This is a genomic window from Magnetococcales bacterium (assembly GCA_015231175.1).
GTDB lineage: Bacteria > Pseudomonadota > Magnetococcia > Magnetococcales > DC0425bin3 > HA3dbin3.
Genome location: JADGBZ010000025.1, coordinates 1 through 17536, shown reverse-complemented (window position 1 = coordinate 17536; position 17536 = coordinate 1). Strand labels below are relative to the sequence as shown.

General features: G+C 57.7%; 14 protein-coding genes and 1 pseudogene. 6 read left to right on the top strand and 9 right to left on the bottom strand.

Annotated elements, in window-relative coordinates:
• The first annotated feature begins 222 nt into the window (after positions 1 to 222).
• Positions 223 to 870 carry a hypothetical protein gene (locus tag HQL63_07435; GenBank protein ID MBF0176662.1) on the top strand — a complete coding sequence of 216 codons (648 nt, stop codon included), beginning with the start codon at positions 223 to 225 and terminating at the stop codon, positions 868 to 870.
• Positions 871 to 882: 12 nt separating this feature from the next.
• On the opposite strand, the gene HQL63_07430 is transcribed toward HQL63_07435, so the two are convergent.
• Positions 883 to 1731 carry a metallophosphoesterase gene (locus HQL63_07430; protein ID MBF0176661.1) on the bottom strand — a complete coding sequence of 283 codons (849 nt, stop codon included), beginning with the start codon at positions 1729 to 1731 and terminating at the stop codon, positions 883 to 885.
• A gap of 94 nt (positions 1732 to 1825) precedes the next feature.
• Positions 1826 to 4261: a spermine synthase gene (locus HQL63_07425; protein ID MBF0176660.1), complete on the bottom strand. Its 2436-nt coding sequence runs from the start codon at positions 4259 to 4261 to the stop codon at positions 1826 to 1828.
• A gap of 524 nt (positions 4262 to 4785) precedes the next feature.
• On the opposite strand from HQL63_07425, the gene HQL63_07420 reads away from it, so the two are divergent.
• Both HQL63_07420 and HQL63_07415 read left to right on the top strand, forming a co-directional pair.
• Complete coding sequence (locus tag HQL63_07420; GenBank protein ID MBF0176659.1) at positions 4786 to 5205, top strand: nucleotidyltransferase substrate binding protein; 420 nt, start codon at positions 4786 to 4788, stop codon at positions 5203 to 5205.
• Positions 5198 to 5602 (top strand): nucleotidyltransferase domain-containing protein, encoded by a 405-nt coding sequence (locus tag HQL63_07415; protein ID MBF0176658.1) that lies wholly within the window; start codon positions 5198 to 5200, stop codon positions 5600 to 5602. The genes HQL63_07420 and HQL63_07415 overlap by 8 nt, the downstream gene beginning before the upstream one ends.
• 108 nt (positions 5603 to 5710) lie before the next feature.
• Here the strand turns inward: HQL63_07415 and HQL63_07410 are convergent, their stop codons facing one another.
• Genes HQL63_07410 through HQL63_07400 form a run of 3 tightly spaced genes read right to left on the bottom strand, consistent with a single transcriptional unit; the run spans position 5711 to position 9353 of the window.
• Complete coding sequence (locus HQL63_07410) at positions 5711 to 6658, bottom strand: formyltransferase (protein ID MBF0176657.1); 948 nt, start codon at positions 6656 to 6658, stop codon at positions 5711 to 5713.
• Positions 6655 to 7662 carry a glycosyltransferase gene (locus HQL63_07405; GenBank protein MBF0176656.1) on the bottom strand — a complete coding sequence of 336 codons (1008 nt, stop codon included), beginning with the start codon at positions 7660 to 7662 and terminating at the stop codon, positions 6655 to 6657. Before HQL63_07405 ends, HQL63_07410 begins: the two co-directional genes overlap by 4 nt.
• Positions 7659 to 9353, bottom strand: a complete 1695-nt coding sequence (locus HQL63_07400) for a glycosyltransferase family 39 protein (GenBank protein ID MBF0176655.1) — start codon at positions 9351 to 9353, stop codon at positions 7659 to 7661. Before HQL63_07400 ends, HQL63_07405 begins: the two co-directional genes overlap by 4 nt.
• Positions 9354 to 9657: 304 nt before the next feature.
• Here HQL63_07400 and HQL63_07395 point away from each other — a divergent pair.
• From HQL63_07395 to arsB, 3 genes and pseudogenes are all read left to right on the top strand, one after another.
• A pseudogene (locus HQL63_07395) lies at positions 9658 to 9954 on the top strand (winged helix-turn-helix transcriptional regulator).
• Between the two features lie 78 nt (positions 9955 to 10032).
• A complete protein-coding gene (locus HQL63_07390) occupies positions 10033 to 10455 on the top strand; it encodes an arsenate reductase ArsC (protein ID MBF0176654.1) in 423 nt (140 codons plus the stop codon).
• Positions 10452 to 11522, top strand: coding sequence for an ACR3 family arsenite efflux transporter (gene arsB, locus HQL63_07385; GenBank protein MBF0176653.1), 1071 nt, complete (start codon positions 10452 to 10454; stop codon positions 11520 to 11522). Before HQL63_07390 ends, arsB begins: the two co-directional genes overlap by 4 nt.
• Before the next feature lie 203 nt (positions 11523 to 11725).
• Here the strand turns inward: arsB and HQL63_07380 are convergent, their stop codons facing one another.
• From HQL63_07380 to HQL63_07365, 4 genes are all read right to left on the bottom strand, one after another.
• The gene (locus HQL63_07380; protein ID MBF0176652.1) at positions 11726 to 12235 is read right to left on the bottom strand and encodes a DUF523 domain-containing protein; all 510 of its coding nucleotides are present in this window, start codon (positions 12233 to 12235) and stop codon (positions 11726 to 11728) included.
• 307 nt (positions 12236 to 12542) lie between these two features.
• Positions 12543 to 13634: a glycosyltransferase gene (locus tag HQL63_07375; GenBank protein MBF0176651.1), complete on the bottom strand. Its 1092-nt coding sequence runs from the start codon at positions 13632 to 13634 to the stop codon at positions 12543 to 12545.
• Between the two features lie 12 nt (positions 13635 to 13646).
• On the bottom strand, positions 13647 to 14642 hold the full coding sequence (locus HQL63_07370) for an NAD(P)-dependent oxidoreductase (GenBank protein ID MBF0176650.1): 996 nt from the start codon (positions 14640 to 14642) through the stop codon (positions 13647 to 13649).
• The gene (locus HQL63_07365; GenBank protein MBF0176649.1) at positions 14639 to 17158 is read right to left on the bottom strand and encodes a DUF115 domain-containing protein; all 2520 of its coding nucleotides are present in this window, start codon (positions 17156 to 17158) and stop codon (positions 14639 to 14641) included. The genes HQL63_07370 and HQL63_07365 overlap by 4 nt, the downstream gene beginning before the upstream one ends.
• Positions 17159 to 17536 lie beyond the last annotated feature (378 nt).

Below are 17536 nucleotides of genomic sequence, written 5' to 3'. Positions count from 1 at the left end.
ATCCCAATGCCCCACGAACACGGGCTGCCCCAGGCCATACATTTTCCAGGCCAAATTTTTGCGGCAGTCGCAAGACACCCGATATTCCCGTCGGACCGGAGTGTGAAAAACAAACGGCCAAGCACATATTTTCGGCATTCCGGTTTGCCACTCTTGATTTGGAAATGATACCGAGTCTACCCTGAAACGGGAGAGGGTTTTTTCCTGAAGGAATCCGGTCGCATGAGTGGATACGAGAAAAGAGCGTACATTCGCGTTCCGTACTGTTGCAAAGTCACGATCAACCGGGGGTTGGCGTTGCCTGTGTGCGACGGTACCTTGCTGGATCTGAATGTCGGGGCTGCCAGCATCAGCATGGACGACACATCCAAAACAGATATCGACAACGGAATCTTTTATATCAAATTTATCCTGGACAACGACGAGACGATCAGGTCACGGGCAACCCTTCATCTACGGCATGATCGGGGCGCGGTCTTTCTCCTGGAGCGTGGCCTCGTCCTGTTTGAAATCATTTCAAGAATCCATGCCCTATCAGCAAGATCGACTATCGATAGAATTGTTTCAACCAGAAAATTCAGAGCCGTGGTCGAACAGAGGAAAGCCATCCAAAAACCCAAAATGAACTGCTGGGAGTTCAAGGCGTGCGGGAGGGAGAAGCACTGCCCGGCTGGCCGGAATGAAGATTATGATGGCATCCTGGGAGGAAAAAACGGGGGCAGGTTCTGTGCTTTTGTCCCTGGAACATTGAGCCGGGATTATGCGGTCAGAACACAAGAGGGAAAGTTTTCCGAGTGCGTGGGATGTGAATTTTACAAAGAGTTGCTGGAAGATTCTGCAAAACAACCCGACAAGCCTTATGGCTTCTGATCGGGCGCATTGTCACGTCGGGTTCGGTCTGCACACACCTTCGCCACTCTCCCTGACCGTGCCGTCGGTGTCGATCTCCTGCCAACGATACGCCATCCCATCCAGCTCCATGCGCAAAAAACCCCACTGACCAAAGACAACACGTTTGGACCGGATCCTTGGGCCAGCCTTGTACAAGGGCGCCCCACCGTTGCCGACAATGAATGAAGGCGTCCCCTGGGCATGGGGCTCCCCATGGCTGTCCAGTGACGACAAAGCCTCGAAATGGTGGTCGTGACCATGGAGCGTCAAAACCGCCTTACCCTGCAAACGTTCCCACAGGGGCTGAGTCGCGGGGTTGTCGCCGTGCCGACCGGAGGACCAACGCGGATGATGCCACGCCGCGATCAGGCACTCCCCGGAGCTCGCCGCCAAGGTTGCATCGAGCCACTTGATCTGGGCATCCCAGGCCTCCTTTTTCAAGTTGCTATCCAGCAACAACACATGCCACGGACCACCCAATCCCACCTTGCGGGGCACAGGATCGGGAAAAACGGAGAAAAACCCGGCGGCGTCCGGGTCATGCCACTCATGGTTGCCGGGCACAGCCAGACGCCTCTTGAAATCGCCCCAGTAGGGTTCATGACACGCCAGGAGCCGTTCCTGCGTCGCCACCGGGTAGGCCAGATCACCCACCTCCACCAATACCACCCGGGCAACGTCGGGTTGGGCATGTACGGCGGCGGAGACCCGTGCCGTCCCCTCCACCTGGCAATGACCCGTATCGCCTATGGCAAAAAGAACAACAGGCTGAACCAACACCTGGCCACCACTACAGCCAACGAGCAAAACCAGAAAGAAGATGCACAATGGTTTGTACATGGATCCAGGCTCTCCAAAAAAACACCCAGGGCGCAAGAGTGTCGAATCGTTACGGCGCTCACACGATGACCCGGCCAAATGCCCGCATTTTGACTTATCGCCGCTGCTCTTCCAGCAGGGCTTGGCCGGCTGCAAGATGTTGCTTAAAACGGTCATCCTTCTCTACCGCCAACTCTGCCCAACGTTCGGCAAACATGGATTCTCTCCCAAGGGCGCGTGCATGCAACACCAGGTGCGCTGGATTCCAGGTCTTGGGATTGTTCCAAACCGCTTGCACCTCTTCCAGGCGCATCCGGGATTTGAGCCATGCCTGGAAATGGTCATATCCCCGTTCTGCTTGTCGGGCCATGGCAAATTCCAGCACAGGTCGATCCAGGGTATTCAGGGGGATATCCTGTTTTGCGACATAATCGAACGGGCTTGTCGTCAACAGGCCATAGGGCAGCCACTCCGCTCGTGTAGTCAGCTTTTGCACGAAATAATTTGCCAAAACAGGTTCCCGTGCAACCTGATCAGGGTGGTGAACACGAACAGGCTCTTGCGACGCCAAAATCAGGAAATAACCCGAGCGAACAAAGGCAAGGCCGGCATACTTGAACCTTGATTCCAATGTTTTCAACATGATGCGTATACCCTGTTCACCCACGCGGCTGTCCACCCAGGTCATGTAGACGCCATCCTTGGCAAGGCAGCGGAGCATGGCATCCAAAAAATCAACGGTATAGAGCCGGGAGGAGCTGAAGTAGAGCGGCGAAGTGACCGTATTGACCACCAGATCATAGGCCTGGGAACAACTCTGGGTAAAATGGATGGCGTCATCCAGAATATAGCGGATATGGGTCACCTGGCTCAGATTCTGGTTGAAAGGATCCATGCGTGGCAACTGCTCCAGGACAGCCGGGTTGATCTCGACGGCATCGGTGTGGTGAAACAATCGGGCCACGGCGCCAGCGCTTTTTCCGGATCCCACGCCCAGAACCAGGGCATTTTCAAGGCGTGGCGCGTGCATGGCGGCATAGGCCCCGACCAGGGTTTCGGTGGCCAGATCCAGTGGGATACTGATATAACCATTGATCAAAAAATAAGGTTTCCACTCCAGCCAAATGATGGCCAAAAGATCCCGGCCATGGGTATAGCTCTCCACGTGACGAAGATTTTTTCGGGCATGAACCAGTTTTTTAAGGCTGTTATAGTGACGATGCCCGACAAAAAGGTTGTTTTCCTGCCAAAAAAATTGAAGAGCGCCCGTCAGCACAGCACTCAGGACAAGGACGCTGGAAAGGGGAAGCAACAGGGATCTTCCATCCGGCGGAGTGGTGCGATCCACCCCCCAGGCGATGATGGTCAGCAGACCGACGACGACCAACATCTCCCCGTAGCGCAAATGGGCGTGCAGGACAAACACCATGAGGAGAAAACCAGCCGTATTGGCCAGGGAGGAGATGAAAAGCCACTCCCCGGCTTCGCGCGCCAGATGGCGATGGGTGGTCACCATGGCGGGAATCAGGGCGCCGAACCCCGTCGCTCCGGCCCCGGCAAGCAACATGAGAACCACAAACTTCCAGAAAACCGCGCCCGGTTGGCCCCACGCGGCGAACAGGGCGTGGTGATCGGCGTAAAGAGCGGCTATCTCGGAGAAGGAAAACAGCACCCAGGCAACGCCGACAATGGCCACGAACAGGGCAACGCCATAACTCCAGCGCAGGCGTTGCACCCCCCAGGAGCCCAACGTCAGCCCCAGCAAAACGACGATCAAGACGAGAGCGAAGCTTTCACGGAAGGGACCGAAAACAAACTCGGTCAGTTTCACCACGACCAGTTGAAAAATGGCCGACGCCATGCTGGCCAGGATCAGACTGCCCGCCAGGTAACGAGGCACAGGCAACCGCGTCTGGGTGACAGGGGGATTGCACCGCTCCCAGGCGAAGAAAAACCATAACAGTGTGGCCGTAAGGACATTGACACAGGCCAGGAACAGCAGGGCGGCCCGCAGTCCGAACTGCGTCACCAGAAAAAACTCCACAAAAAAAATCGTGATCGTGGATCCAAGATTGTAGAGCGTATACGTCTGGGCAAATGGGTGGCGACCAACCAGGCGATGTTCCAGATAGCCCGCCATCAGGGGGAGCGTACACCCGATCAGCAGGGCAGGCCCGGAAAGCAGGGCGATCAGAAACAGGATTGACCCTTCGAGCGACTTTCCCAGCACCAGGGGGGGGGCGTAGAGAGCAGCATGGATCCAGCCGCCGCCCAACGCAAAGGCGACCCCGCTCAAACCAATCGCCAACTCGATCGCCCAAAGCCAACGCCAAAGACGATGCGCGTAGGCCGCTCCAATGCCGATACCGCATAAAAAGGTGATCAGGATGGCGGCGCTGACGACAAATTGATCTCCTGCGTGGTTGCCCAGGACGCGGCCAAACAACACCTCGTAACCGAGTCCGCAATAACCGGACAACATGGGCAGCAACACCAACCAGAATCGGGACCGGTTCTGTTGGTTGGAAAAAACAGGTATTGTAGCTGCCATGCCGATCTCTCGGAAAAAGCTGTCAGTACACCCACCCAGCCCCCCATTCGTTGCCGGGCGCCCAATGGTCACGCAACCTTTGTACGGTAACCCTGAATCATCTGATTGGGAAGCGGCGTTCCACAAACCAGCCCCCTGGATCCCGATGCCGGAAAGCGAACATGGCCTTGGGTATGCCCATGACACATGCACTGGCCCTGGGGAGGGTGGGGTTTCCCCTCGAAAGGAAGATCCGCGCCATGTAGAGTGTCAGTTTCCGGGAAAACCGTTGAACCATGGGCGATTCGCAGTGGCTCGCAAAGAACGCTTTCGCGGGAAGTAACTATTCACCACCCTTGCAAGAAAAGCCTGGACATGAAAGCCTTTGTCAGGGCTTCGCCCCGAACCCCACCAGGGCTCTGCCCTGGACTAAGCCAGGGAGCCAGCCCCCTGGACCCCGATTCGTGGCCGGGTGGTGAACAGTTACCGCGGGAAAGGGCGATTCGGGAAAATCTGGGGAATTCGGTGATACCAGAGGAGCGGCGATGAAGGACGATATCCGTTGGAAACAACGTTTTGACAACTTCGACCGAACTTTCATCCTGTTGCGGGAAGTACAAGAACAGGGTCTGGCCCAACTCTCGCAACTGGAAAAGGAGGGCGCCGTCCAACGATTCGAGTTTGCCTTTGAGTTGGCATGGAAAACCCTCAAAGATTACCTGGAAGAACAGGGAGTGGTCATCAGGGAGGCAACGCCCCGCAAGGTGATCAAGGCGGCCTTCTCCGCAGGCATTTTAAATGATGCACAGCTTTGGATAGACATGTTGGATCACAGGAATCTGCTGTCTCACCGATACGACTTCAGAACCTTCGACGAGGCACTGAAAAAGATAACCACTCAGTATTTTGCAGCTTTTGATCGGCTGCACGAGTTTTTCCTGATCCGCTTGGTAAAAAATGAATGACACAGGCTTGAGCCAACAGGAAATAGCCTTGCTGCACGCCGTTTTTCGGCGGGTGCCGGAGATTCGCGCAGTGATCGTGTTCGGTTCCCGGGCCAAGGGCAACTTCAGGCCCCAATCGGATGTGGATTTGGCCTTGGTAGGCGTGGCGAATGAACTCAAGGCCGAGGCTGTGGCCGGGGCGCTGGATCAGCTTCCCATGCCCTATACATTCGATGTCAAAGCTTACGACGGCATCCGTTATCCACCCTTGCTGGAACATATCCGACGGGTGGGAGTGACGATCTACCAACAGGAGAAACACGGCGTACCCAAACCGGAAGGTGAAGACAGGCGGTCGGTGAGGCGACATGGGGATGACCTCGCGTGGAAAACTCCCCATGAGCAGGAAAATTTGTAACGATTCGGTACCCTCGCCAGAAATGTCCGGACATGAAAGCCTTTGTCAGGATTTCGCCCAGAACCTCGCCAGGAAGGGCATGGCCTTTCCTGGACCATCCCGGTTTTTTTAACCGTTTTTCAGCACGCTGTCAGCCTCCCCGAACAAGGTGCAAAAACCCGTCTCATCCAGCAACGCATCCCCCACCATCATCTGCGTCAGCAGCAACCGCACCCCATCCACGCAATCCACGTAACAACGGCCATGCTCCCAGTACAGGCATGGCAAGGTCGTCGCCGGTCTGCGGGCGGGCTCCCGCCGGTAATGACTCCCCAAGACCTGGATCCGCACCTGGCCATGGTCGAAAAAGGCTCCGGGATAAGGCGGCGCCACGGCACGAATCAGATTGTGTATCGTCCAGGCGGAACAACGCCAATCGATCCGGCCATTCTCGGGACGCCGGCGCCCGAAGCAACTCCCCCGGGAAAGATCAAGCGGAGTGTGCATGGCGTTGCCTGCCAGCAGGCGTGGCAATGCACGATGCAAAACCCGCTCCCCGGCACACACCACCTTTTGAAAAACCATGTGCGCCGTGTCGTTGTCGAGGATGGCGACCGGCTCCTGATCGACCAGATCGCCGGCGTCGGCCTTGAGCACCATCCGATGCAACGATGCTCCGGTCTCCCGCTCCCCGTGCAACACGGCCCAGTTGATCGGAACCCGCCCACGATAGTGGGGCAACAAGGATCCGTGCAGGTTGTACGCGCCCCGGGTCGGGATCGACAACAGCTCGGCGCCCAGCAGATGACGATAATAGAAGGAGAAGAAAAAATCTGGTGCGCAGGCGATGCACTGAGCGAGCACCTCGCACGTGTTGGGCGAGTCGGGGGCAATCGTCGGGATTCCCTCCCGTGCGGCCCATGCCGCCACGCTGTCAAACCAAAGATTCTCCCCCGGATCGTCCCGATGCGTCACCACGAGGGGAACGGTGAACCCATGCGCCAGCAAGGTCGCCAGGCCGCGTACCCCCACATTGTGATAGGCAAAAACAACGGCTTTGGCAGTAAGTACCGTCATCGAGGCGCTGGCTCCCGGTCAGGATTCACGCCAGCAGGGGTGAGGCCCGTGGCTGCCGAAGGGTGTTCCAAAACCGTGCGCACCAGGTAGCGGGGGCGCGCCAGGGTCTGGTGGTAGATCCGCCCCATATACTCCCCCATCAAGCCAATGCCAAACAATGTGATGCCGATCAAAAAATAGGCGATGGCAAACAAGGTGAAAACCCCCTCCGCTTCGGGTCCAATCATCAGCCGCCGGATGGCCAGATAAAGGACAAAGAAGAGGGATCCACAGGAGATGACGATGCCCCCCAGGGAAAAAATGCGCAGCGGAGCGGTGGAAAAACCGGTCATGAGGTCAAAATTGAGTTGGATCAGCCGAAACAGGGAGTATTTGGATTGACCCAACTCCCGCTCTTCGTGCTCCACCATCACCTCGGTCGGCCTGCCAGCGTAGAGGAAGGCCAGTGCGGGAATGTAGGTGGTGACCTCCTGCGAGGCTCGCAAAACGTCAATGATAGCCCGGTCATACCCCCGCAACATGCACCCCTGATCGGTCATGTGGATGCGGGTGATCTTCTCCCGCAACCGGTTCATGAGCCGTGACAGGACATGCCGCCAAAGGCGATCCCGCCGCTGCCGCCGGATGCTCCCCACATAATCGTACCCTTCGTCCAGCTTGGCCACCAGCTTGTGGATCTCTTCGGGGGGATTTTGCAGATCTGCATCCAGGGTGATGACGAAATGGCCTCGGGTGTGGGCAAATCCGGCCAGGATGGCGGCGTGCTGACCAAAATTGCTCTTCAGCACCACCACCCGCGTCACCTCCGGGCGATGCAAAAACTGCCGGTGCAACAAGGCAACCGAAGCATCCCGGCTGCCATCATCGATGAACACCACCTCGTAGGAGCGCCGCAGGGCCTCAAGAGCCGGGTAAAGGCGCTCGAACAGCCGTGGCAACACCAACTCTTCGTTGTAAACGGGGATCACGACGGAAATGTCCGGCGCAGCGGCGGATGCACTCATGGGCGTACCACGGCAACGCGGTAGGGATCTTCATAAAGGACGCGCATGGGTAAGTCCCGGCGCGCCTGCTGGTAGGGAAAATCATGGCGATGGAACACAGCCAAAGCGCCCGGTGTTTCGCGCCAACGTTGAAAAAAGGTCTCCTTGTCGGCGATCCAACGCTGCGGCTCCTGATCGATGCCAAACTCCAACTCCCCCCGGTAGCCAACCAGGTCAACGGGGCGTCCCAGGTAATAGGGGAGCGAGTGGTGAAAACATTCAATGCTGTACACCGGAACGCCGGGCCGCACAAACGGAGTCATGGCGGCGGCCATCATGCGGGCGGAGTAGACCTGACTCGTGGTCTGATACCCGGCGTGAATCACCTGGAAGGCCACCAGGGCCGCCACGGCCAATGCGACCACGCACCGGCTGCCCTGATAACGCCAGTAGGCCACCAGGGCCACACCCACTCCCAGGACGACCCCTCCGGCCAGGAGCCACCAGCGAAACCGGGCGACAATCTCCGGGGAGAGGCGTGAATTGGCCATGACATAGCCCGGAATCAGGACCACCACCCCCAACAGGACCAGAACACCCATCAAAATCCGGGCATCGGCGCGGACATTTTCCGGATCCCTCCTGACCAGGTGGTGCCCAACCAGCAGCGCCAGGGCCGGAAAAATCGGCAGAATGTAGGGAATCAATTTGGAGTGGGAGAGAGAAAAAAAGAGAAAGATGAACGCACAATAGACCCACAGCAGCCGCAACGGCGAAAATGCGCCCGCATCGGTGCTGCGCCAGGCAAAGGCCGGCTTGACCAGAACAGCTGCGGCCCGCGCCATGAAAGGCAGAGAACCAGCCAAAAATACCGGAATAAAATAGAGGGATGTCGCGTTGCGGCTGTGCATGGTGGTGGTGTAACGCAGCAGATGCTCACGGATGAAAAAAAACTCAGGAAATTCCGGATTGCGCAGCGAGACCAGCACAAACCAGGGAGCCGTCAGCAGCAGATAGAGCAGCAACCCTTTGCCAAGGTGCATGTGCCGCCACAGGGCAAAATCCCGTTGCCACAGGGTGTACAAGACCACCGCCGCGCCGGGGAGGATCAAAGCCATTGGGCCTTTGCTGAGGGTGCCCGCCGCCAGACCGGCCCAGGCGAGCAACATCCAGGTGCGCACAAAACCCGGATCCTCCCGGCGCGATTGAGCCAGAAGGAGGGATCCGAGACCAAAAGTCATGAAGACGGCGGTTCCCATATCCACAGTGTGCATATGCCCCATAGCAAAGTAGAGCAGGGAACTTGACAGAAAGAGCGCCGCGTAGAACCCTTCCCGGGGGCCAAAAAGACGCCGGCCCAACCAAAAGGTCCAGAGAATGCCCAAAAACCCCGTCGTGGCGCACCAGAGGCGGGAAACACCCTGGCCCGTGCCGAAAAGCGTATAAAAAACCGCTGTACCCCAATAATCCAGGGGCGGTTTTTCAAAATATTTAAACCCATTCAGGCGGGGTGTCACCCAGTCGCCGGTCGCGACCATCTCCCGGGGAATTTCCGCATAGCGCCCCTCATCCGGGTCACGCAGATCCCGGTAGCCAAGAAGAGCGAACCAGGCCAGGGCTGCCAGCAGAAACAGCAGCAGAAACTGTTTCCAGCTACCTGAGAGTGTCTCCTCTCCTTGTCGTCCCTCAACCCGCCTCTTCCGTGCATCCATGCCAACCATCCCAGCCACGTCGATCACCCCCCTCTTGACGGGGCACCATCTTGCCCGATTCGTGACGATTTGCAAGCGTTTTTGATCACTGTCCAGCTCAGACCCCTGGCTCCCCCCGACGTAACCATCCAGCACCCTCAGGAAAAGCTTAGACATGAAAGCCTTTGTCAGGGCTTCGCCCCGAACCCCACCAGGACGCTGTCTTAGGCCCTGCCAGGGAGCCAGCCCTCTGGACCCCGATTCGTTACCGGGTGATGAACAGTCACCCCTTGACTTCCTCCGATATTTTGATAATTAATTAAATATGGAAATGTTAAACGCCGCTGAACTCCTCGCCGCTCTTGGGCATGAAACCCGTCTTTCGGTCTTCCGGCTGCTTGTCGAGGCTGGGCCGGTGGGTATGAATGCCGGCGCCATCGCCGGTCAAGTGGCCCTGACTCCGGCGACCCTCTCTTTTCACCTGGCCCACCTGAGCCGGGTGGGTTTGATTAAGGGGAGGCAGGAGAGCCGCTTCATCTTCTATTCAGCCGACTATGGCGTGATGGATGATCTTCTCGCCTTTCTCACGCACAACTGCTGCCAGGGCAAGGCCTGCCTGCCCGTGATCACCGCATCAGGCGGCGTGACCCAATACCGTGGCAGGGCTCAGACAACGAACTTTCGCAAGGAAGGAAATGTGATGGCCAATAAAACGGTTTTAATCCTTTGCACCGGCAACTCCTGTCGTTCCCAGATGGCCGAGGTTCTCGTCAACCATGAATTGGCGGGCGAAGTTCGCGCCCTCTCGGCGGGAACGAAACCCCAACCAAAAGTGGCCGACGGCGCCATCGAGGCCCTCAAGTTGGCCGGGCTGCCTACGGAAGGTCTTCACCCCAAGGATGTTCAGGCCGTCATGGATGAACCTGTCGATCTCGTCATCACCGTCTGCGACAACGCCCGGGAGAGCTGCCCCCTCTTTCCCCGTCCCGTGCCCCGCATCCATCTCCCCTTTCACGACCCCCATGGCGAACCGCTGGAAAGTTTCATCCGCGTCCGCAACGAAATTCGCGCCCGTCTGGTCCCTGCCGTCCGGGCAGCATTCGGGCTGAGGGACACTCCATGAAAACGCCAGGCGAATGCAGCGACCCAAAGCAGGCCGAACCGCCGTTGGATCTCTTTGCCCGTTACCTGACACTCTGGGTCACGCTCTGCATCGGGACGGGCATTGCCCTGGGGCAACTCGCCCCGGGTGTCTTCCGTTTCATCGGCGGCATCGAGGTGGCCCGGGTGAATCTGCCTGTCGGCGTTTTGATCTGGGTCATGATTATTCCCATGCTGATCAAGATCGATTTCGGCACCTTGCACGAGGTCAGGCGGCATATTCGGGGCATCGGTGTCACGCTCTTCGTGAACTGGCTGGTCAAGCCCTTTTCCATGGCCTTTCTCGGCTGGTTGTTCGTGCGTCATCTTTTCGCCGCGTGGCTGCCTGCCGACCAACTCGACAGCTATATTGCCGGGCTCATCCTGCTGGCGGCGGCCCCCTGCACGGCCATGGTTTTCGTCTGGAGCCGGCTGTCGAACGGCGATCCTTTGTTCACCCTTTCCCAGGTGGCGCTCAACGACACCATCATGATCTTCGCTTTTGCACCCCTCGTCAGTCTGCTCCTCGGTCTCTCCGCCATCACCGTGCCATGGGATACACTGGTCGTCTCCGTCGGCCTCTACATCGTCATTCCAGTCATTCTTGCCCAGGTCTGGCGACGACATCTCCTGGCCAAGGGGGCTGAGGCCTGGGAGAGCATGATGACCAGAATAGGCCCCTGGTCAACGTCCGCCCTGCTGGTCACTCTGGTGCTTCTTTTCGCCTTTCAGGGCGACGCCATCCTGCACCATCCCCTGGTGATCGGTTTGTTGGCGGTGCCCATCCTGATCCAGGTTTTTTTCAATTCGGCCCTGGCCTATGGGCTCAACCGGGTGGTCGGCGAAACCCACAACGTTGCCGGTCCATCCGCCCTCATCGGCGCCTCCAATTTTTTTGAGTTGGCTGTCGCCACAGCCATCAGCCTGTTCGGTTTTTCCTCCGGCGCGGCGCTGGCTACGGTCGTCGGCGTGCTCATCGAGGTGCCTGTGATGCTTGGGGTGGTCAAGGTGGTGAACAGTTCCAAGGGGTGGTACGAAAGAGGCATGTAACTAGTGGACCAACCGACATGATTTGAAGTGTTCACTTTTCGTGACTATTCCGCACTCTTTCAAGAAAAGCTTGGAAATGAAAGCCTTTGTCAGGGCTTCGCCCCGAACCCCACCAGGGCGCTGCCCTGGACTAAGCCAGGGAGCCAGCCCCCTGGACCACGATTCATGGCTTGCCTGCACATCAAATCAACACGGTTGAGCCACTAGGGCGAAGAGTGACCTCCTGACAGGCTTGCCAAAAACAGATGCCGCACCTCCGGTTGCTGCAACTGGATAGCCTCCACCATGGGCAACTGGGGCAGACGGTCCGCACAGGCCCGGGCAAAAATACCGCTTCCGATGGCTGTCCGGTCCCCTTCCCCATACACCGGTACCGACCTCAAGCCACAGGAGGGCGAACGACACGTCAGGATGAAGCCTTGCACAGGCATGCAGAGCAAGGCGTCCAGACGTTTCCGGGCGTGAGCGGCCAGAAGATCGGTCAGGTCTCGGCGCGAGTGCAGGGTGATCGCTCTGGGATTGGCCGGATCCCCCTCCAGACGCATGGGTTCACGCGGCGTGCCCAACCCGACCTCCACTTCGGGACAGATCGGCATAAAAACACATTGCCGACCCAGCAACTGTTCCAGAGTCGGGTCAAATTTATGCCGGCCATCGTAGCGAACCTTTTGCCCCAAAAGACAGGCGCTGACGCCAAGAGTGTATGGGAGCATGGTCATTCTTCCGTTTGCCATCGTAGCGGACCTTTTGCCCCAAAGGACAGACGATGACGCCAAGGGTGCATGGGATCATGATCATCCTTCCAATTGCGTCACTATTCACCACCCTTGTAAGAAAAGCTTGGACATGAAAGCCTATGTCAGGGCTTCGCGAACCCCACCTGGACTCCGTCTTAGGCCCTGCCAGGGAGCCAGCCCCCTGGACCCCGATTTGTTGCCGGGTGGTAAATAGTTACCGCAACTGTTCGGCATCCGGTAGAGCATCGGAGTTTGGGGAGCCATTTTTCCTGGATCCCGGCAGTCAGGCCTTTATTCCAAACCGTTGCCGCAGCGAGTTGGCCAGCAACGTATACTGATCACCCATAGATCGAAAAAGCTCGGACTGGGCGGGATGGGTCTGAACCGTGGCCGAGTGGTGGTAAAGTGTGCCGGCTTCGGCAAAGACATCGGCCTGGCAACGTTCGATCTCCATGATGGCCATGCTGCGCCGCCTGATACCCTCCTGGAGGGAATCCGAGGCCAGGGAGGTCAGGATTTGCTGCGCCCGATGCAGGCTGGTATGGCCGTCATGGACCGCCTGCCAGCCGCGTTGGGCGATGGTGCGGCGCTCTTCTTCGTGGGCCAGATAATAGTGGTAGAGTTCAACGACCTGGTCAACATCCCCCTTGCGGTAGGTGACCATGTGGTGCCCCGGCTGAAACAACCCCCCCAACGCCTCTGGTCCGATATCCTCCATGAACAGGAGGGAACCACACGCCATGACCTCGAAGGTGCGAAAATTCAGGTCACCATTGACGCATTGGTTGAGCACCATGCGGGAACGGTTGTACACCTCCGCATACGCCCCGGTGGCCAGGTGGATGGGGATCCGTTCCCGAATTTGTTGCACGAATTGAAATCGTTCCGGATTGAGTTGCGGATTCAGCGTGCCGACAAAGGAGAGATCATGGCTGGGAGGCAGACGGCGCCACTGGTCCTCCTCCGGTTTGCTGAAGAGGGGCAGCCACACCACCTGTTGCCGGGCCGGATCCTGCATGTAGGTGGCGAGGAAGGGTTTTTGCGCCACAAAGATCAGATCGAAAACGACGCTGTATGCCCGGTGCCAGGGGTGATGGATGTGGCTGTCCACGGCATACCAGAGCAAGGGCAGATCCAAAAACTCCAGCCCGATGTACAGGGGATAGGTGCTCTCATCACCCAGAAAGATCACATCGGGTTGCCAGGGTTGCAATTGTTGCAAAATAGCGTGGATACTCACCGGCAGTTTGTACAGCGGCAGGTCGATCTCTTCCGGTTGCAGACCAAAGCCTACGCGGCATGCCAACTTGACGGTATGGCCTAACTGCCGAAAGGGCAGGAGGAAATAGGGCTTGCCCAGCAACAGGATGTTCATGCGCCGACATCCTTATTTTTTTTGTGGTGTATTGTAATACTTCGGATGTTCCGGATCGGGAATGACCCCCAGCTCGACCACGTCCTTGATCTCCTGAATCCCCTGGGGCACGGTGCGGGAGATGCGAAAGCCGAGGGATTGGGTGATTTTGGTGAAGTCGACGCGATAGTCGCGTGGATCCTCCTTGGTCTCGACACGCTTGATCTGGGCCTGTGGAAAGACCTTCAGGAGGAGGTCCAGCAGCATCCCCTTGGTATAATTTTCGCTCGTATCGCCCACGTTGAAAACGTCGTAGGCGACCCGGTCCATGGGGGCCTCCAGAACGGTCAGCATGGCCCGGGAAAAATCGGCCACATGGCAATACGGACGCCAGAATTGTTCGCCAAAGACCACCAGGGGTTTGCCCAGGGCCAGCTCCTTGGTAAATTCATTGACGGTCAGGTCGAAGCGCATGCGGTGGGAGATGCCATAAACAGTGGCAAAGCGCAGAGAGGTGGGGGCAAAACCGGGCAACCGCTCTCCGTGCAGGAGATGGTTTTCAAATTTGACTTTCAGTTCGGCATAGAGCGAAACCGGCGCCAGAGGGGACGTTTCCCTGACGTGGGTTTCGGCGGAGTCCATCTTGCCGTAGTTGCTGCAAGTCGATGCAAAGATAAACCGGGGTATGTGTTGCGCCTTGGCCCGCTCCAACAGATGGACGGCGGCTTCCCAGTTGGTGCGTTGGGTCAGCTCCGGTTCCAGGCGGCAGGCCGGGTCGCCGACGATCGCGGCAAGATGGACGACGGCATGGAGACCCTGCTCCTGCTGCATCACCTGATCGACCGCGGCAAAGTCGGTGATATCCACCTTGTGGAAAGTCAGTCCGGGGGTGCCCCAAATATCCAACAGGGCCTCGCCGCCGAAGCGCAGGGAGTCGAGGCACACCACGCGATAACCCTGTTGCAGGAGACGCCTGACCAGGATGGAACCCACATAGCCGGCTCCGCCGGTGACCAGGATGGATTTCATGGTGATACCCTTTCGTTTGTGGATGATGCAGTCTCTTGCAGGGTGTGGAGAAAGTGGATGGCGCCCTGGTTGTCCGGATCTTCGGCCAATACTTTGTCAACCTGGTCTTTGGCAGCCGCAAGCTGGCCCATCTTGAGGTAGACCTGGGCGAGTTTGAGCATGGTGATAAAATCCTGCTGCGTATGTCGAAGGTGCTCTTCGTACTGGCTGGCGGCCTGAGACAGGTCGCCCAGCAGGGCCAATATCTGGGCGTACTGGGGCCGGCGGGGCGGGAAATACTCCGCGAGACGTTGCAGGGCATCCCGGGCTGCCGTGTGATCCTGCTGCCGCAGGCGCCAGGCAACGATCCGGGACATGGCCTCTTCCAACAGGAATTCGAGCTTGATTTTTTCATAGGCGGCGATGCTGGCCTCGGCCTGTTCCTCCAACTCTCCCATGTATCCATCGATCAGGAGGACGAATTCATCCTTGAACACCATTTCGCTCAGGGCCAGGGCATCGCGGAATGTACGCAACTTTTCCACATTTTGCGCCCGAAACAGCGACTGAACCTTGGAACGGACGGAAAAAGGGTTGATCAGGTTATGGGCAAACAGGGTGTAGGAGTTTCTCTCCTGCTTGAACTGCTCCTGGAACGCCTCGGCCATCTTTTGGAATTTGGGGAGAAGTTTGGCCTGCGGCGGACGATCCAGGGCCAGGCCATGCCGCTCCAGACAAAGCATGAGCCGCCCGTATTGCCTGTCCTGTTCCCACTGCCGCAACATGTTTCTGAAATCGGGAGTGGCCAACTCCTCATCCATGCGGGAGCGAATACGTTGCCGGGTGGCATCCATCCATTTCATGACCCCCACGGCGCCATCCCGATAGATTTCATAGTACCGGCGCCCGACGGTTTCGATCTCCTCATCGCTCCACTCTTTTTCTTTGTCGGGTCGAATCAGCTTTAAAAATTCCGGCAGTTGCCAGCGGCGCACCATCATGGAGACCTCGGAGAGTTCTGTGTCGAGGGTCTTCTCGATGGCATCCATGCGCAGTTTGTATTTGTAATCTCCCGGTTTGCCCTTGCGACCGAACAGGCGTTTGTTGCACTCCAAGGCTTCGATGGATAACTTTTTGATCTGATTGATGATGTGTCGGACCCGGTCCAGCTCGGTCAGCAGCAGGCGGTAATGTTTTTCCCGATTTTCCCGATTTTCCTCCGGCAGACAGGCCACCAGGGTTGCATGGGGTGGGCTCTCCAGGGGGACCGGGGTGATCTCCTCCAGGGGGAGGTGTTCCACAAAGGGAATTTTGGCCGAGGCCGCTGATGGATTGACGATGCGGCACCCCAGCTCCATCCCCTTTTCGGCCAGCAAACCCAGGCTGGGAATGGAAGCGTAAAAATCCCGCCGCGTCTCGGCCTGCCAACCCCCGTTGGTCTCTACCATGTACTGGGTCAATTCGACGAACGGCCCCATGGCCGCTTCGAGGCTTCCTTTGGTGTGGGTGTAACCCTCCTTGTCGAAACAGAGGTCGAAACCCAGCAAAATGACATCCTTGAACCCCATCTCGATGGCCATGCCCAGGGCCTGATGCGAAACGGTGATGCCCGGAAACAGATAGTTGGTGACGTTGAGATCCGTTTTCCAGGGAAACAGGGTCCACATGAAGGCGTTGCGGCCACGCCACTGCCCGACAAGACCCGGGTGCGCGTGATTCATGTGGACAAAAACGGTCTGGGGACCGAAATGCTGAAGCATCTCCTTGCTGGCGTGGAAGTGGATGTCATGCGGGTCGATGGAAAAAATGACATCCGGGACAATGCCCTCGCGGTGCATCAGACCGGCCAGGCGCGACACTGCCAGAACGACCAGGCGCTCCCGGTTGGCCACCACCCAGGGCAAATTTTCCAGCAAGGAGGGACCGCCGGACATCAACACGGCTGTCTTGCCGGCAAAACACCCTTTCAACAGTGTGGCCGGGCAACGATTTTCCGGCAGATTCTCCACGATCCGCATGTTGAAAATACGGGATCCGGTCTCCATCGTCACCTGCAACCGCTTTTGGGTCAGGTGGTTGTTGACCACATCCAACAGATCCAGATAGGGCGAATAGGCGGCGTCCGTGGCAGCCAGCGATTTGACGTGCTCCAGGGCATCCAGATAGAGGTAATCGGCCAGCGACATCTCTGCCGCCGTCGTCAACATGTCGTCCACTGTGGTCAGCCGGACCGAAGATGGCAACTCAGGCAAAATATTATTTTTGGCGAGACGTTCCAAAACTTCCGGAAAATCCACGAACAAATAGCGGGTACCGCCGGGCGCCCCCTTCTTGACGATATACTTGACCAGCAATCCCGAGTCGGTGCCGGTGATCACATAAAATTTATCTTCATTCCATAATATCTCTTCATAGTGTTTGCGGTAAAAATTTTCTGACCCCACCAGGGAAAAGATTTCCTGGTTGACCGAAGGGAGATAATGCTCCCCGAAGCGGTTGATCAAAAAATGGCCAAACGGATCCGACGTTGTGTTCATGACGTGCCAAAACCTCTGCAATCGGTCGGTGATGTCCACCCATGCCAACGGGTCTGGGGCCGGGATCGGTCCCGGGTAGGGTGCCTATCCATGCAGAAGGCATTCCAAATCGGAAAGGATGCAGGCGTGGTAACCATTCAGCACCCATGGGCAAAGGAGTTCACTGCATCGGGGGCCAGGGGGCAGGGTTATCTTCAGGCAGCTATCGGGAGAAGCCTTTGCAAGGCCATGCGTACCACATCACGGGGCTCTCCCGCCGGTATGCCGGCCAGCAGAAAACGATCCGGGTCATTGTTGATGAACCAACCGACGCGGGAAAAAGGGGTAGTGTCCCTTCTTGGTTGATCGCGGTCACACAGCCCTACCAAACTCGAATCG

What these genes read in the sequence shown, in the direction of transcription:
- HQL63_07435 (MBF0176662.1), top strand. Translation starts at nt 223, where the DNA reads ATGAGTGGATACGAGAAAAGAGCGTACATTCGCGTTCCGTACTGTTGC.
- HQL63_07430 (MBF0176661.1), bottom strand. Translation starts at nt 1,731, where the DNA reads ATGTACAAACCATTGTGCATCTTCTTTCTGGTTTTGCTCGTTGGCTGT.
- HQL63_07425 (MBF0176660.1), bottom strand. Translation starts at nt 4,261, where the DNA reads ATGGCAGCTACAATACCTGTTTTTTCCAACCAACAGAACCGGTCCCGA.
- HQL63_07420 (MBF0176659.1), top strand. Translation starts at nt 4,786, where the DNA reads ATGAAGGACGATATCCGTTGGAAACAACGTTTTGACAACTTCGACCGA.
- HQL63_07415 (MBF0176658.1), top strand. Translation starts at nt 5,198, where the DNA reads ATGAATGACACAGGCTTGAGCCAACAGGAAATAGCCTTGCTGCACGCC.
- HQL63_07410 (MBF0176657.1), bottom strand. Translation starts at nt 6,658, where the DNA reads ATGACGGTACTTACTGCCAAAGCCGTTGTTTTTGCCTATCACAATGTG.
- HQL63_07405 (MBF0176656.1), bottom strand. Translation starts at nt 7,662, where the DNA reads ATGAGTGCATCCGCCGCTGCGCCGGACATTTCCGTCGTGATCCCCGTT.
- HQL63_07400 (MBF0176655.1), bottom strand. Translation starts at nt 9,353, where the DNA reads ATGGATGCACGGAAGAGGCGGGTTGAGGGACGACAAGGAGAGGAGACA.
- HQL63_07390 (MBF0176654.1), top strand. Translation starts at nt 10,033, where the DNA reads ATGGCCAATAAAACGGTTTTAATCCTTTGCACCGGCAACTCCTGTCGT.
- arsB (MBF0176653.1), top strand. Translation starts at nt 10,452, where the DNA reads ATGAAAACGCCAGGCGAATGCAGCGACCCAAAGCAGGCCGAACCGCCG.
- HQL63_07380 (MBF0176652.1), bottom strand. Translation starts at nt 12,235, where the DNA reads ATGCTCCCATACACTCTTGGCGTCAGCGCCTGTCTTTTGGGGCAAAAG.
- HQL63_07375 (MBF0176651.1), bottom strand. Translation starts at nt 13,634, where the DNA reads ATGAACATCCTGTTGCTGGGCAAGCCCTATTTCCTCCTGCCCTTTCGG.
- HQL63_07370 (MBF0176650.1), bottom strand. Translation starts at nt 14,642, where the DNA reads ATGAAATCCATCCTGGTCACCGGCGGAGCCGGCTATGTGGGTTCCATC.
- HQL63_07365 (MBF0176649.1), bottom strand. Translation starts at nt 17,158, where the DNA reads ATGAACACAACGTCGGATCCGTTTGGCCATTTTTTGATCAACCGCTTC.